Consider the following 15058-nt stretch of genomic DNA (forward strand, 5'->3'; position numbering starts at 1 on the left):
GGATGTCAGCTCATGACGCGACGAGGGTGACCAGGACGGCCGAGGGGTCGTCGCCGGTGAGCGGGACGGCGAAGACCGCCGTCCGCTCGCGGGCGCCGTAGACGACGAACCGCAGGCCGTCCTCGTCCCAGGTGTCCTGGACGTCCGAGGTGAGCTGCGCGGACGCCGAGCAGTACGCAGGGCTGCGGTAGAGCAGGTGCAGCGAGGTGCCCAGCGGGACGTGCTCCGACGGCACCACGGCCAGCGGGCGGCGCAGCCGTACGAGGAGCCGGCGCAGCGGGGTGAGCCAGTAGCGGTCCAGCTCGGCGGAGAGAGCCATGAGGGCCACGGCCTCAGCCAGGCCGAGCGCCACGAGCGGCGGGCCCGGATCGGCGGGGATCGCCACGAGGCTCGCGGCCAGCAGGAGACCGGCCCGGGTGAAGGCGCGCACGTCGACCGGGCGGGAGTGCGCGCCCAGGCAGCCGCACGACGCCGTGGGCGCGGCCACGTACGAATAGGTGAGATACGCCAGGAATCCGGCGCAGAGCAGCGCGGCGGCCGTACCCTCCCATGGGGAGAGGGGCGGCGCCAGCAGGGCCGCGGCCACCGCGAGCTCGACCACTCCGACGAGCCGGAGCGCCGGGACCGCGCGCGCCGCGCCGACCAGGCGGGCCAGTGCGGTCTGCCCGGCCCGCGCCCGCATCCTTCGGCTGAACAGCTTCATCAGGCCCGCCCAGACGAGGAACAGGGCGATCACGTACGGCTGCGTCGCGGCGATCCCGTGCACGGCTGGCTCCTAGTGGGGGGAGAAGACGGTTGCGATGTCGACCTCGTTCGTGTCGGGCCGCCAGGCGCCGAGGATCTGCACGTGCTGGGCCACCCTCAGCATCGACAGGTCCGCGGTGGGCGGCGATTCGGAGTGGACGGCGACCGACTTGCCGGCCACGACGTGGCAGAGCACCTCTTGCCCGTTGTGATCGAGGTGCAGGGTCTTGTCGGTGATGTTCTTGATGTGGCCCTTGATGTTGACGATGTTGAGCCACACCGACTCGGCGGCCAGCACGCCGTCCGGCATCCGCACGCCACGCGCGTAGAGGCCGTCTCCCGGCTTGGCCTCGTCGAACGGCACGGGGCCTAGCTTCCACAGGCTCGTGCCGTCCACGACCTTGATGCTGTGGAAGACCATGTTCGAGCCCAGGACGAGGAGCGTGTTGTCCTTGATCGAACGGATCCGGCCCTCCGCGAAGTTGGGGTCGGGGGCGCCCGGCTCGACGTCGGACGCCGAGCGGGCGAAGGCCGCCTCAGGGCCGAGCGAGCCCAGCGCGGTCGCGGCGACGACCGTGGCACCGCCGCCGAGCAGGGCGGACCTGAGCATGTCTCTTCTGCTGGTCATCGTGGCCCCCTCACGCCGCGTCGATCGAGCAGGGCCGCAGGCCGGTGGAGAGGCTGGCGATCTTGCTGTACGCCGCGGGAGTGAGGTCGATGATCCGGTCGGTGGCGCAGGTCGAGCCGCAGCAGCTGCGCTCGCCGCAGAACAGGTCGGTCTGCGGGCCGCAGTCGGCGATGGCGGTGACGACGCTGACGCCGCTGCACAGGTTGGTGGTGCGGTGCTGGAAACCGCAGGTCCGGCGGGAGAGGTTGAAGCCGCAGCTGTCGGGATGGGTGATGGCCCAGCAGGCGTCGGAGGTGTTGGGCCAGGCGTGCTGCATGCTTCCGGAGTTGCAGGTGCCGCAGGCGCCCTTGCCTGTGCTGCTGCATGGTCCCCAGGCGGTGCCGCAGCAGAACCAGGAGACCTCTCCTTGCACCGCGGCGTATAAGTCGATGGGCGTGTCGGGGGGCTGGGTGCGCGCCATGCGCGTCCTCCTTGGGTGAGCTCTGGACCATATGGAGGGTCCTGAAGCTTTCCGACTTGATCTATGAGTACCATGTAAGGATTTTTCGTCAATGCCCATTTTTGGCGGCCGTTTGGAAGAGCAGGTGCTCGTTCCCTGAGCGGCAGATGAGCTGGACGCCGATCGGCAGGCCGTCCACCGTTCCCGCGGGGACGCTCAGAGCGGGCAGGCCCAGCAGGCTCCACGGGCTGGTCAGGGAGAGCAGCGCGTCCCGCACGGCGACGAGCGTGCCGCCCACTTCGATCTCCCTGCGGCCGATGGGCGGGGCGGTGATGGGCACGGTCGGCATCGCGAGGACGTCATGGCGCTCGAACAGCGCGCCGACCGTTTCGGCCAGCCGGGGCCTGGCCTCCAGGGCGCGCACGTACCGCCAGCCCGGCACCGTGGCGGCGGTACGCAGGCGTTCGAGCACCTCGCCGTCGAACAGGGCGGGCGCCTCCGCCATGCGCTCCGCGTGCACGGCCGCCACCTCGCCGCTCTGCATGGCGGTGAACGTCTCGTGCAGGTCGCCGGCCTCTTTCCGCGACAGCCGGAGCTCGTCCAGCGGGCCGGTCCCGGCCTCCAGCGCCTGGCGCGCCGTACGGATCACCTCCGGGTCGCAGGGGAAGAGGTCCGCCGGATCCAGCCAGCCGGCCCGTGGCACGCCCGTGCCGGCGACGGCGTCTGGGGCGAGGGCGCGGTAGGCGATGAGGCAGCCCTGCGCGTCGCCCGCGAGCAGGCCGACGTGGTCCAGGGAGCGCGCCAAGGGGAAGACGCCGTCCGCCGGGATGGCCCCGTACGCGGGCTTGAAGCCGGCGATCCCGCACAGCGCCGCGGGGATGCGGGTGGAGCCGCCGGTGTCGGTGCCGAGGGCGAGCGGGACCATGCCCGCCGCCACGGCGGCCGCGCTGCCGCTGCTTGATCCGCCCGCCATGCGGGAGGTGTCCCACGGGTTGAGGCACGGCCCGGCGGCCGAGCGGTCGCCGGTCGGGCCGTACCCGAACTCGTGCGTGTTGGTCTTGCCGACGATGACGGCCCCGGCCTGTCGCAGGAGGGCCACGCAGGCGGCGTCGGTGTCGGGGACGTACCCGGCGAAGTGCCGCGAGCCCATGGTCGCGGGCAGGCCCGCCACCATGATGACGTCCTTCACCCCGGCGGGCAGGCCGTGCAGCGGGCCCCGGTCCATGCCGCGCGCCAGCTCGCAGTCGGCGTGGTTCGCCGCGGCCGTCGCGCCCTCCGCGTCCACGGTGACGAACGCGTTGAGCGCCGGGTCGAGCGCCGCGACGGCCTCGAGTGCGTGCCTGGTGAGCGCCGCCGACGTGGTACGCCCCTCGCGCAGGTCCTGCGCGAGCTCGGAGATCGTACGACCGGCGAAGTAGCCGCGTTGGCCGGAGGACATCGCCGGTCCCATACCCCCGTTGGCAGGCAGTATGAGTCGACGCCTGCCCCGCGCCCGCCGCTAGATCACTATCGCACCGAGGTAAGCGGTAGGTGACTCTCTGGCAACTCTACGTAATGAGCCCGGCTGATTACGTTCAGTGGTGCACCAGCAGCCACAGGCGAGCGATTGCGAGGGAACATGTCTACGGAGCCCCGGTTGAGCCTGGACACTCGGGCAGCGCGCAACCTGGCCACCACCACCAAGACCCGCCCGCAGATGCAGGCCATCACCTCCCGCTGGCTGCTGCGCAGGCTGCCGTGGGTCGACGTGCGCGGCGGGACGTACCGGGTCAACCGCAGGCTGACGCACCGGGTCGGGCGCGGCCGGGTGAGCGTGGTGCAGAACGGCGCGGACGACGTGCGGATCATCCCCGAGACGCTCTCTGAGCTGCCCCCGCTGCGCGGCTTCGGCGACCTCGAGATGCTGCGGGCGATCGCCGCCACGTTCGCGCCGCGGGAGTTCCAGGCAGGCGATGTGATCGCCGAGGCCGGCGCCCCCGTCACCGAGACGTACGTCATCGCCCACGGCCGGCTCGACCGGCTGGCCACCGGCGCGTACGGCGACACGCTGCTCCTCGGCGTCGTCACCGACGGTGAGCACCTCGGCGACGAGGCACTCGCGCAGGAGAGCCCGCGCTGGTCGTGCACCGTCAAGGCCGCCACCGCCGGCACGATCCTGGTGTCGCCGTGGCAGGAGTTCCAGCGGTTGTACGACGGGTCACCCGCTCTGAGGGAGCACGTCGAGAGGTATCTGGAGGAGACGCGCAGGCCGGTCAACCGCCGCGGCGAGGCGGCCGTCGCGATCGCGTCCGGGCACGTCGGCGAGCCCGTCATCGACGGCACGTTCGTGGACTACGACCTCCATCCCCGCGAGTACGAGCTGAGCGTCACGCAGACCGTCCTGCGCGTCCACACCCGGGTGGCCGACCTCTACAACGACCCCATGAGCCAGCTCGAGCAGCAGCTGCGCCTGACCGTCCACGAGATCCGCGAGCGCGAGGAGTGGGAGCTGCTCAACAACCGCGAGTTCGGCCTGCTGCACAACGCCGAGTACGGCCAGCGGATCAGCACCTGGTCCGGCCCTCCGACCCCGGACGACCTGGACGACCTGATCAGCATGCGCCGCAAGACCCGGTTGCTGCTGGCCCACCCCAAGGCGATCGCCGCGTTCTTCAGGGAGTGCAACAAGCGCGGGCTGGTGCCCGGCAGCACCGACGTGGACGGCCACGAGGTCCCGGCCTGGCGCGGGGTCCCGATCTTCCCCTGCGGCAAGATCCCGATCTCCGAACACCACACCACCTCCATCCTGGCCATGCGCACGGGGGAAGAGGACCAGGGAGTTGTCGGCCTCTACCAGACCGGCCTCCCGGAGGAGCACGAGCCGGGGCTGAACGTCCGGTTCATGGGCATCGACCAGCACGCCGTGATGTCGTACCTGGTCAGCGCCTACTATTCGGCGGCGATCCTGGTGCCCGACGCGATCGGCATCCTCGAGAACGTCGACATCGCGGCCCCGCGCGTCTAGGAAGGGGGCGGCGACATGCCCGACATCGCAGCAGGCCCCACCGGCCTGGGCACCTCCGCACTGCGCCTCCCGCCGGTGGACCGCCATCCCGTGCCACGGCCCCCCGAAGGCGACGGGCACGAGCCTCCCAGGCCCGCCCCGGTGGACCCGGCGCAGGCGCTTCGCGGCGCCCTCTACCGGCACAGTCTCGCCCCGCTGCCGTACCGGGAACGGCAGTGGGGCGACGGGTCGTACCCGCCGCTCTACTGCCCGGAGACCGTCAGGGACGACCAGGAGCTCGCCGACGAGGTGGACCGGCGGCTGGCGGCCTGGGCGGAGGGGGTCGGCCTCCACGAGGGGCGGATGGAGGAGTTCCGCGCGACGGGGTACGGGCGGCTGGCCACGCTCACCCATCCCGACGCCGACGACCCCGACCTGCTGCTGGTCGCGGCCCAGATGAACGCCGCCTGGTGGGCCGCCGACGACTACTACGCGGACGAGACCGAGCTCGGCGCGACGCCGACCGAGCTCCCGCCGCGGCTCGCCCTCGTGACGTCGGCCATGGACCCGCCCCCACCGGCGGGCGACTACACCCGCGAGCTCGAGGAGGCGATCCGGGCCGACCCCGTGCTGGTCTCGCTGCGATCGGCGGCCGGCCACGTACGCCGCCACGCCACGCCCTCGCAGGTGGGGCGGGTCTGCAACATCACGTCCCAGATGTACGTGAGCTGGGCCGCCTACGCGGCCTGGCGCTACCTGGAGACCCCGCCGCCCGTGTGGCGCTATCTCGCGGCCCGGCAGCACGACAGCTTCTACACGTCCATGACGCTCATCGACATCGTGGGGGAGTACGAGCTGCCCGCCAACCTCTTCTTCGACAGCAGGTTCCACACCGCGCTCATGCAGGCCGGCACCGCCAGCGTGCTCGTCAACGACCTGCACTCCGTCGACAGGGAGGCGGCCGACGAGCTCCCCGACTCCAACGTGATCCTGCTCATCGCCGCGGAAGAGGGCTGCTCCACCCGGGAGGCGACCGAGCGCGCCGTCGCCATGCACAACGACTTCGTCCGAGGCTTCGAGGCCAGCCAGCAGCGACTCGCCACCGTCCCGTCCGTCGAGCTGAAGCGCTTCCTGCGCGGGGCGCAGGCGTGGATGGCCGGCTGTCTCGAATGGCACAGCACCAGCAGCCGCTATCAGTCATAGAGAGAGGAGCCCCGCCGATGACGGCCACCCCCGTCCTCAGCACCTACTACCAGCACTCGGTCGCCGACTATTGGAACTCCGAGCAGAATCCGGTCAACCTGCGCCTGGGCGAGGTCGACGGCATTTACCACCACCATTACGGCATCGGAGAGGTGAACTGGTCGGTCCTGGAAGGCCCGGCGGAGACCCGCGAGAAACGTGTCATCGAGGAGCTCCACCGGCTCGAGCACGCGCAGGCCGACACCCTCATCAGCCACCTCGGCGCCCTGCGGCCGGAGCACCGGGTGCTGGACGCCGGCTCGGGCCGCGGCGGCTCCAGCCTCCTGGTCAACCTCAGGTACGGCTGCCACGTCGACGGCGTCTCCATTTCCGAGTCCCAGGTGACCTTCGCCAACGAGCAGGCCGCGCGGCGCGGCGTCGACGACAAGGTGCGCTTCCATTTCCGCAACATGCTCGACACCGGATTCGAGACGGGAACGTTCCAAGCGATCTGGAACAACGAGAGCACGATGTACGTCGAGCTCTCGTTGCTCTTCGCCGAGCACGCCCGCCTCCTGAGCCGCGGCGGCCGGTACGTGTGCATCACCGGGTGCTACAACGACGCCTACGGCCTGCCGTCCCGCGCTGTCAGCCAGATCAACGCCCACTACATCTGCGACATCCATCCGCGCAGCACCTATTTCAAGGAAATGGCCGCCAACCGCCTCGTCCCCATCAACGTCATCGACCTCACCGCCGCGACCATCCCGTACTGGGAGCTGCGCGCCAAGACCCACCTGGCGACGGGGATCGAGGAGGCCTTTCTCGAGGCGTACCGGGACGGCAGCTTCCAGTACCTCCTGATCGCCGCCGACCGGATCTGACCTCCCCCGCGTGACCTGACCCCGGCGGGGTCAGGTCACGCATGCTCTTGCCGGGGTAGCCGGCCAGCTGCCGTTACACGGCGAATGGGGCCCCGGTCGGGGCCCCATTCGCGTGATCGGTCCGGACGCGTCGCCTCACGAGGGCGCGTAGATCCGGTGGACGAACTCCGCGAGCTTGTTGTCCGGCAACTCCTTCGCCAGGTCGGCCTCGCTGACCATGCCGACGATCCGGTGGTTGTCGATCACAGGCAGCCGCTTGATCTGGTGCTGCTCCATCTTCTGCAGCGCCTCTTCGACGCTGCTGTGGGCTTCCACCCACACCAGCCCCTTGGCGAGCTCGCTCGCCGTGGTCCGGTCGAGGTCCTTGCCCTCGGCGCAGCACATGACCACGATGTCGCGGTCGGTGATGATCCCCTTGAGCCGGTCGTCCTCCCCGCAGATCGGCAACGCGCCGACTGACAGGTCACGCATCATCTGCGCGGCTCTGCGCAGGCTGTCGTGCTCGCCGATGCATTCCGCTCCGTGGTGCATCACGTCCTGTACGGTCTTGCCGACTCCCGATCTGTCGTCCATTGCTACCTCCTCGGAGACGGTCGCATGGAATCTTCAATGAAGGCCCTACCCCTTCTGCAGGAGATTGCACGAGCGGGGTCAGTGCCTTGTTCGATCGCCAGGACGACCGGGCATGACCAGGGCCGCGACCGCCGTGACGCCCATGAGCACGATGCAGGCCGCCACCATGATCCCCGTCCCCGGACCCCAGCCGAAGGCGCCGATGAGGGCCGCCATGGCGGCGGCTCCCAGCGAGGAACCGACGTAACGGGCGGTGTTGTTGGCCCCGGAGCCCATGCTCACCCGGTGGGCGGGCACGCTGTCGATCGCCAGCTGCGTGATCGAGGAGTTGATCAGCCCGGATCCGGCCCCGCTCACCGCCAGCCCGGCGACGACCAGCGGCAGGTGCAGCGAGCCGCCCACGCCCAGCAGCCCGGCGAACCCGGCCGCGCTCAGCCCCAGACCGAGCGCCAGGCGCGCGGCCGTGGCCAGCGGTACGTGCCTGGTCAGCAACGACGCCACGAACGACAGCCCCGACCAGACGCAGAACAGCAGCGCCGAGTCCAGCGGCGTCAGCCCGTGCGCGGCCTGCAGCACGCTGGGCAGGTAACTGAGCAGCCCGACCACCGCCGCCCCCACGACCAGCGCCCCGCCCGTCGCCACCAGGAACGCCGGCCGCCGGAACAGCTCCAGGTCGATCAGCGGATCCGCCCGCCGCCGCTCCACCGCGACGAACGCGCCCACCAGCACCACCGCGACCGCGAAAGCCCCCAGCACGACCGGCCGCGACCACCCGACCCGCCCTTCCGTCACCCCCGCGACCAGCGCGGCCACGCCGAGGGTGAGCAGCACCACGCCCGGCACGTCGAACCGGCGCGGCAGCGCCGATCGCGACTCCTCCAGCACCCGGGCGGACACCACGGCCAGCGCCAGCGCGCAGGCCGCCAGCAGCCAGTACACCGCCCGCCAGCTCATCATCGTCGCCAGCGCCCCGGAGACCAGCGGCCCGAGCGCCGTGCCGAGCCCCATCATCGCCCCGTACCGCCCGCTGGCCCGCACCCGTTCCGTCCCTCCGGGGTAGGCATGGCCCACGATGCCCAGGCTCGCGGCCAGCATCGCCGCGCTCGCCCCGCCCTGCACCAGCCTGGCCAGCACGAACACCGGCACTGACGTGCTCACCGCGGCCACCACGCTGGCACCGGCCAGCACCGCCGTGCCCGCCACCAGCACCCGCCTGCGCCCGTGGTCGTCGGCCAGCCCGCCGGAGACCAGCAAGAGCGACGACAACCCCAGCGCGATCGCCCCCAGGATCCACACCGGCCCGGTCGCCCCCGCGCCCAGCGACGCGGCCGTCTGCGGCAGCGTCACCATCGGCACGGTGTAGTTCGTCAGCACGAGGAGCGGCGCCGACGACGCCACCGCGAGCGTCGCGTGCCGCTGCACAGTCGGTTCGGTCATTGAACTCATGTCGCGCACGGTAGCACGGTTCAGTGAATGAACTAAGATGGGCCTCATGGCGCTCGGCAAGAACTACGACGGCCAGGACTGCTCGTTGGCCAGGGCCCTGGAAGTGATCGGCGAACGGTGGACGCTCCTGGTGGTCCGCGATGCCATGTACGGCGTGCGCCGCTTCGGCGACTTCCTCGCCCACCTCGACATTCCCCGCGCGGTGCTCTCCCAGCGGCTCACCGCCCTCGTCGAGGCCGGCGTCCTCGCCAGGCGCCGCTACCAGGACACCCCGCCACGCGACGAGTACGTCCTGACGCCCGCGGGCCGCGAGCTCTGGATCTCCGTGCTGACTCTGGCGCAGTGGGGCGAGCGGCACCTGTCCGAGCGCGGACCGCGCCGGCTGTTCCACCACGCGACATGCGGCAGCCGGCTCGACCCCCGGTCGCACTGCCCGGCCTGCGGCCGCCACGTCCCGCTGGACGAGGTGGAGGTGCACCCCGGCCCCGGCCTGGAGCGCAACAGGAATGACCCGGTCAGCCGCGCCCTCGAGTCCCCCCACCGGATGCTGGAGCCCGTTCCCTGACCGGCATGGCATGATCCGGTGATGGATGACCCGATCTCCACGACCACGGCCAGTTACGACCACATCGCTGCTGAGTTCGCCGCACGCACCGAGCACGTGGACAGCGCTTACCTCGCCTTCAGGCAGCGCTTCGCCGACGCCCTGCCCCCGGGCGGCCGGGTGGCCGATCTCGGCTGCGGTCCGGGCCGGGACGCGGCGTGGCTCCTTGAGCAGGGGTTGCAGGTCGTGGGGGTCGATCGTTCGTACGAGATGGCCAGGCTCGCCACCGCCCGCGGGGTCGCCACAGCGCTGGGTGACCTGCGCCGGCCGCCGCTCGCCCCCGGCTCGCTGGCCGGTCTGTGGTCGATCGCGGCACTCCTGCACGTGCCGGCCGCCGGGACCGAGGCCACGTTGCGTGCCTGGTCGGTGACGCTACGGCCCGGTGGCGTGCTGGGCTTGAGCACGTCGGCGGGGGACGGTGAGGGATGGGAGCGCGTGCAGTACGGCGGCGAGCTGTACCGGTGGTTCGTGCACCGAGAGCCGGAGGCGCTGCTCGGACTGCTCGCCGAGACCGGATTCGACGTCATCGAGCACCACGTCCGCGCCGAGCAGCGCACCTGGCTCGGCGTCCTCGCGATCCGGCGCGAGGTTTGACGAGCGCCCTGGGCGGTATGGGTCCCATCAGGGGAACCATGAAAATGATCGCCGCTGTCGCAGGACTTGTGGTCATGGCCACGTCCGGCGTGACCGCCGCCTTCGCGGACGGTACAGGCCAGCAAGAAGTGAGTCAGCAGCAGTACGAAACCCTCCTCTCCCAATGCCGCTACGCCGACACGGGGAAGGCTAGATGCAGGGCAGCGGTCAGGGAGATGTACCGCGTGGGCAGAGTCGACCACAAGCTCGACTGCCGTACGTACTCCGGCGTGACCGTCTGCGGCACGCTCAAACTCAGCGAGGCAGAGCGCGAGTGCCTGCGCGACTCCACAGCCAAGGGACTGACGTTCCGGCGCGCCGAGGTGGAGTGCTACGCGTTCGCGTAAGGAGCGAGTTCCGTGATCATCGTGGGCGTCGACGGCTCGCGCACCGGGCTGGACGCCGCCGGCTGGGCCGCCACGGAAGCGGCGCTGCGCCACGCGCCGCTGACCGTGGCGCACGCCGTTCCGAAGTGGGTGTGCGAGGAGACCCACGGCCGCTACGCCGAGGTGGGGCGGTGGATGCGCGAAGGTGCGAAGACGGTGCTCCTCTCGGCCCGGGACCGGGCGCTGCGCGAGCGGCCCGGGCTCAGCGTGGAGACCGCCCTGCTGCCGGGCGACCCCCGGACCGCCCTGATCAGAGCCTCGGAAGAGGCCGAGCTGCTGGTCGTCGGCAGCCGGGGGATCGGCGGCGTGCGCGGGCTGCTGGTCGGCTCCGTCGCGTACGGGGTGGCCGCGCACGCGCTCACGGACGTGGTCCTGGTACGCGATCGCCCTTCGACGCCGCAGGGCGAGGTGGTCGTGGGGGTCGACGGCTCTCCGGGAGGCCGGCAGGCGCTCGGCTTCGCGTTCGCCGAGTCCGAATTGCGCGGTGCGCTGCTTCGCGCCGTACACGCGTGGGCCTGGCCGCATCCGAGCGGTTTCGCGCCCGCCGACCCCGACAGCGAGCGGGACGCGCTGCGGGAGCTGAACGAGTTCCTGGCCGGGCACCGGGACCGGCATCCCGGAGTGGACGTGGTGGCGGAGATCGTGCACGGCCATCCCGTCGAGGTGCTGCGGGAGGCGGCGAAGGGGGCGGACCTGCTGGTGGTCGGCTCGCACGGGCACAGCCAACTCGCCGGGATGCTCATGGGCTCGATCAGCCAGGCCATGCTCCACCACGCGCCCTGCCCGCTCGTCGTGGTCCGCCGCGGCAGGCCTGGACAGGCTTGAAAGTTACACGGCGTCCTCGCAGGTCATGGGCCTGTGCGTACCGAGTCGCCTTCCCGCCTACCAGCGCGCTTCTTACGATCTGCGCAGGCTACGACGGGAGAGCAGACGATGCGCAGGACCAGCACCTTGCTGGCGGCGATGCTGGCACTCGCCGCGGCGGTGTTATTCGCGACCACCACGCAGGCCAGCGGCGCCGCGGCAACCAGGATCATGCCTCTCGGCGACTCGATCACCGGATCCCCCGGATGCTGGCGGGCCCTGCTCTGGAACCGGCTCCAGAGCACCGGCTACACCGACATCGACTTCGTCGGCACCCTCCCGCTGCAGGGCTGCGGCGTCCCGTACGACGGCGACAACGAGGGCCACGGCGGCTACCTGGCCACCAACATCGCCAACCAGAACCAGCTGCCCGGCTGGCTCTCCGCGACCAAACCCGACATCGTCCTGATGCACCTCGGCACGAACGACGTGTGGAGCAACCTCGCGCCGGCGACGATCCTCAGCGCGTTCACCACGCTCGTCAACCAGATGCGGGCCGGCAACCCCAACATGAAGATCCTGGTCGCCAAGATCATCCCGATGAACCCGTCCAACTGCGCCGACTGCGGCCAGCGCGCCGTCACCTTCAACAACGCCATCCCGGCCTGGGCCGCCGCGACCACCACCCAGCAGTCGCCGATCACGGTGGTCGACCAGTGGACGGGGTTCAGCACGAGCACGGACACGTACGACGGGGTGCATCCGAACGCCACGGGGGACCAGAAGATGTCCGACAAGTGGTACCCGCCGCTGGTGAACGCCCTGTCGGGGACCTCCACGCCGACCGCCACCCCCACCGTCACGCCGACCGTCACCCCCACTGTTCCCGCGGGCGGGTGCACGGCCACGTACAAGATCACGAACCAGTGGCAGGACGGCTTCCAGGGCGAGGTCACCGTCAAGAACAGCGGCGCCGCGGCGATCAGCGGGTGGACGGTGCAGTGGGCGTTCGCGAACGGGCAGCGGATCAGCCAGCTCTGGAACGGCACCCTGAGCGCCGACGGCTCTTCGGTGACCGTGCGTAACGTGAACTGGAACGGGTCGCTCGCGCCCGGGGCCTCGACGACGTTCGGCTTCCTCGCCTCCTGGAGCGGCGCGAACACCGCTCCCACGCCCACCTGCTCCTAGTTCAGGATGATCGGCGCCAGCCTGGGCTCGGCCAGCCGCACGTAGTCCTCGGTGGCCAGCGCGACGGACCGGTCGAGCCTGGCGGCGTTGAAGTAGAGCTCGGGCCGGTCGAGCAGCGACGGGTCCGCGACCAGCTCGAGCCGGGGGTCGTAGCTGAACGGGAGCACCGTCCCGCTCACGCTCCCGGCCAGCTCCTCGGCCTTCTCCTTGCCGGCGAAGGCCACGTACGTGCCGTCCAGCAGCGCCTTGACCGCCTGGAGGTCCAGCCGGGCGTCACCGGGCACGACGGCCAGCACGTGCCGGGTCTGCTTCTTGCCGATCTTGACCATCACGATGAGGCACTTGGCCGCCTGGGCGACGTCGTGCCCGCGCATCGCGCTGACGAGCTCGGTACGCCCTTCGGGGGCATGGTCGATCAGCCGGTAGCGGGCGCCGGCGGCGTCCATGTCGGCGATCAGGCGCTCGTACAGCTCACCCATGACTGCTCAACAACTCCTTCGCTGCGCGATCTCATCCTTGCCGCGCCGGTAGTACACCCACTGTTCGATCCTCTTGCCGCGGACCAGGCCCGCCTTGGCGAGCACCGTGAGGAGCCCGCCGCCGGTGGGCCGGCTGACGGCCGGCTCCGTCTAGGCCTTCTGGGTGATGACGGGCGCGCCTTCACTCGCCTGCACCAGCACGAACCCCTGCCCGCTGAACGACAGCTGCATGGCCTCCCCGCTGCCGCGCCCGATCAACGCGCCCACCTTCATCGTCCGGTTGACGCCGACCCGCAGCCCGGTGCTCCAGCACACCGCGGACTGGCCGTCGGCGTACGTGGGCATGCGGCCGGCGTCCAGCAGCACCGGCGTGCCGTGCGTGGTCACCGCCACCCACCCGGTCCCGGTCACCGTGGTGTTGAACAGCCCGCCCGCCGCCATCCCGGCGCCCTGCACGCGCTGGATGTCCCAGGTGAGCTGCGGCTGGAACGCCAGCAGGTTGCGCCCGTTGACGGTGATCCCCTCGTTCTCCAGGTAGAACAGGTGAATGTCGTCGGCATTGTCGGCGAGGTAGAGCAGCCCTTCGCCGCGTACGCGCATGAGTGACGCGCCCTCGCCCGTCACGGCCTTCTTGAGCAGCTTGCCGAGCCCTCCGCCCTCGTAGTCGAAGTCCATCTGCCCTTGGAAGGCGACCATGGAGCCCTGCTTGGCCAGGACTTCGTGCGGCAGCTGAACCCTCAGCATCTTGCCGTTCTGGAGGGCGAATCCAGGGGGCACCGGCTGGGACTCGAGATTGCCGAAAATGGAGCTACGCACGGTTCGACCTTCCTGCGGTTCGGACGAGGGTAGGGCCAGGGTACGCGTAAAAAATCCGGCTGCAGCGCGCAAAAGAATCCGCTACATCGCCGGCGCGGTCACGCCTGCCTCTTCGACGCAGCGCATCACGCCCGCGGCGCCATCAGCACCCGATGAAAGACCCCCACCCAGAACAGCGCTTCGCCCTCACCCCGCGCGTCACCGACCAGCAGGTAGAGCTCCGCGGCCCGCTGATCCATGGAGGTGCGCCGACCGATGCCGAGGGTCGCAGCCCCTCACTCCTCAGCCCCGGCCAGCAGCCGCCAGATCCCGCACCACCTGAATGAGCTCAGCCGGATCGAACGGCTTGGTCAGATAAGCGTCCACCCCGATCCCCAGCCCCCGTCTCCTGTCATCGTCCTGCGCCCGGGCCGTGATCAGCACGACCTTGATATGGCTGGTGGCCTCGTCGGTGCGCAACTTCTCCGCAGTCGTCCATCCATCCAGGCACGGCATCATCACATCCAGCGTGATGACATCCGGCATGACGTCGAGCACCCGATCAAGGCAGTCCTGCCCGTCGGTGGCGGTCGCGACCTCGAACCCCTCCAGGTTCAGATTGACCGCGATGAGCTGACGGATGACCTCGTCGTCATCGACGACCAGTACTTTCCCAAGAACCTCGCCCACGGGCGCAAAGTTACCCGTAGTAGTGCTGTCACGTGCGGTTTTCGCGGGATGCGTACGAGGAGCTTTATCCGGTGCCGAGTGGTGTCGGGATGCTGATAGCCTTATCACTCGTCGAGCCCCCTTAGCTCAGGGGATAGAGCACCGGCCTCCGGAGCCGGGTGCGCAGGTTCGAATCCTGCAGGGGGCACTCGATCTTGACCAGCGGTTCCAGCCGCTGACCAGGGCGAATATTGCGGTACGGGCGGGTCTCCAGTCCCACGGAGTCCCGCCCGTTCTCATTGGCGCTCGCTGGTTGTGGGCCACGCCGGAACTTCCGATCAGTACCCCGACCACCCGGCGAATCTGCTAGCCCGCGTCGAACTCAATGGCGTCTGAGGTCGGCGCTCGGCTACCGGCCGCCCCTGGAGGTACTTAACGAGTCCCTCTCGCTCCAAGCAGCCGCATAGGCTCTACGCCATAAGACGGCTGTCCGGAATCACCGTGGCCCCTCAGACCGACCGGCTGGCCCGTATGGTCAACGGGCTGCTCGCGCTGGCGCGCCTTGAGGACGCCGCCACAACACGGGAACCGGTCGACCTGGACGCCACCATCGCCGACCGG

At 70.4% G+C, this 15058-nt stretch carries 17 protein-coding genes and 1 tRNA gene; 9 read left to right on the forward strand and 9 right to left on the reverse strand.

Annotation, left to right across the window (positions count from 1 at the left end; translation table 11 throughout):
* Window positions 1-10: 10 nt before the first annotated feature.
* The 4 genes from AB0H84_RS34245 to AB0H84_RS34260 all read right to left on the reverse strand — a co-directional run bounded on the left by AB0H84_RS34245 (window position 11) and on the right by AB0H84_RS34260 (window position 3249).
* Window positions 11-766: a MauE/DoxX family redox-associated membrane protein gene (locus tag AB0H84_RS34245; RefSeq protein WP_357613626.1), complete on the reverse strand. Its 756-nt coding sequence runs from the start codon at window positions 764-766 to the stop codon at window positions 11-13.
* A 9-nt stretch (window positions 767-775) separates the two neighbouring features.
* Window positions 776-1372: a cell wall protein gene (locus AB0H84_RS34250; RefSeq protein WP_357613629.1), complete on the reverse strand. Its 597-nt coding sequence runs from the start codon at window positions 1370-1372 to the stop codon at window positions 776-778.
* Window positions 1373-1382: 10 nt separating this feature from the next.
* Window positions 1383-1832 carry a hypothetical protein gene (locus AB0H84_RS34255; RefSeq protein ID WP_357613632.1) on the reverse strand — a complete coding sequence of 150 codons (450 nt, stop codon included), beginning with the start codon at window positions 1830-1832 and terminating at the stop codon, window positions 1383-1385.
* An 88-nt stretch (window positions 1833-1920) separates the two neighbouring features.
* Complete coding sequence (locus tag AB0H84_RS34260; RefSeq protein WP_357613634.1) at window positions 1921-3249, reverse strand: amidase; 1329 nt, start codon at window positions 3247-3249, stop codon at window positions 1921-1923.
* 180 nt (window positions 3250-3429) lie between these two features.
* Here AB0H84_RS34260 and AB0H84_RS34265 point away from each other — a divergent pair, with 180 nt between their 5' ends.
* The 3 genes from AB0H84_RS34265 to AB0H84_RS34275 are packed head-to-tail and all read left to right on the forward strand — an operon-like array spanning window position 3430 to window position 6860.
* Entirely contained in the window at window positions 3430-4815 is a 1386-nt protein-coding gene (locus tag AB0H84_RS34265; RefSeq protein WP_357613635.1) for a family 2B encapsulin nanocompartment shell protein, read from the forward strand.
* Between the two features lie 15 nt (window positions 4816-4830).
* A complete protein-coding gene (locus AB0H84_RS34270; RefSeq protein ID WP_357613638.1) occupies window positions 4831-5997 on the forward strand; it encodes a family 2 encapsulin nanocompartment cargo protein terpene cyclase in 1167 nt (388 codons plus the stop codon).
* 17 nt (window positions 5998-6014) lie between these two features.
* A complete protein-coding gene (locus AB0H84_RS34275; RefSeq protein WP_357613641.1) occupies window positions 6015-6860 on the forward strand; it encodes a geranyl diphosphate 2-C-methyltransferase in 846 nt (281 codons plus the stop codon).
* Between the two features lie 135 nt (window positions 6861-6995).
* On the opposite strand, the gene AB0H84_RS34280 is transcribed toward AB0H84_RS34275, so the two are convergent.
* Both AB0H84_RS34280 and AB0H84_RS34285 read right to left on the reverse strand, forming a co-directional pair.
* Window positions 6996-7433: a CBS domain-containing protein gene (locus AB0H84_RS34280; RefSeq protein WP_357613644.1), complete on the reverse strand. Its 438-nt coding sequence runs from the start codon at window positions 7431-7433 to the stop codon at window positions 6996-6998.
* 78 nt (window positions 7434-7511) lie between these two features.
* Complete coding sequence (locus AB0H84_RS34285) at window positions 7512-8870, reverse strand: MFS transporter (RefSeq protein WP_357613647.1); 1359 nt, start codon at window positions 8868-8870, stop codon at window positions 7512-7514.
* Window positions 8871-8925: 55 nt separating this feature from the next.
* On the opposite strand from AB0H84_RS34285, the gene AB0H84_RS34290 reads away from it, so the two are divergent.
* The 5 genes from AB0H84_RS34290 (at window position 8926) to AB0H84_RS34310 (ending at window position 12494) form a co-directional block, all read left to right on the forward strand.
* Window positions 8926-9444, forward strand: coding sequence for a winged helix-turn-helix transcriptional regulator (locus AB0H84_RS34290; protein ID WP_357613650.1), 519 nt, complete (start codon window positions 8926-8928; stop codon window positions 9442-9444).
* Window positions 9445-9465: 21 nt separating this feature from the next.
* Window positions 9466-10077 (forward strand): class I SAM-dependent methyltransferase, encoded by a 612-nt coding sequence (locus AB0H84_RS34295; RefSeq protein WP_357613653.1) that lies wholly within the window; start codon window positions 9466-9468, stop codon window positions 10075-10077.
* 224 nt (window positions 10078-10301) lie between these two features.
* On the forward strand, window positions 10302-10463 hold the full coding sequence (locus AB0H84_RS34300) for a hypothetical protein (RefSeq protein WP_357613656.1): 162 nt from the start codon (window positions 10302-10304) through the stop codon (window positions 10461-10463).
* Between the two features lie 12 nt (window positions 10464-10475).
* Window positions 10476-11327, forward strand: coding sequence for a universal stress protein (locus AB0H84_RS34305; protein ID WP_357613659.1), 852 nt, complete (start codon window positions 10476-10478; stop codon window positions 11325-11327).
* Between the two features lie 108 nt (window positions 11328-11435).
* Window positions 11436-12494 carry a cellulose binding domain-containing protein gene (locus AB0H84_RS34310; RefSeq protein ID WP_357613662.1) on the forward strand — a complete coding sequence of 353 codons (1059 nt, stop codon included), beginning with the start codon at window positions 11436-11438 and terminating at the stop codon, window positions 12492-12494.
* Here the strand turns inward: AB0H84_RS34310 and AB0H84_RS34315 are convergent.
* From AB0H84_RS34315 to AB0H84_RS34325, 3 genes are all read right to left on the reverse strand, one after another.
* Window positions 12491-12973, reverse strand: coding sequence for a YbaK/prolyl-tRNA synthetase associated domain-containing protein (locus tag AB0H84_RS34315; protein WP_357613665.1), 483 nt, complete (start codon window positions 12971-12973; stop codon window positions 12491-12493). The genes AB0H84_RS34310 and AB0H84_RS34315 overlap by 4 nt on opposite strands.
* A gap of 150 nt (window positions 12974-13123) precedes the next feature.
* Entirely contained in the window at window positions 13124-13789 is a 666-nt protein-coding gene (locus tag AB0H84_RS34320) for an AIM24 family protein (protein WP_357613669.1), read from the reverse strand.
* Between the two features lie 282 nt (window positions 13790-14071).
* Window positions 14072-14458, reverse strand: a complete 387-nt coding sequence (locus AB0H84_RS34325) for a response regulator (protein WP_357613671.1) — start codon at window positions 14456-14458, stop codon at window positions 14072-14074.
* A 115-nt stretch (window positions 14459-14573) separates the two neighbouring features.
* Between AB0H84_RS34325 and AB0H84_RS34330 the strand changes: the two genes are divergently transcribed.
* Window positions 14574-14645: transfer RNA gene (locus tag AB0H84_RS34330), tRNA-Arg, on the forward strand.
* Window positions 14646-15058 lie beyond the last annotated feature (413 nt).

It is taken from the genome of Nonomuraea sp. NPDC050786 (assembly GCF_040654115.1).
Classification (GTDB): Bacteria; Actinomycetota; Actinomycetes; order Streptosporangiales; family Streptosporangiaceae; genus Nonomuraea.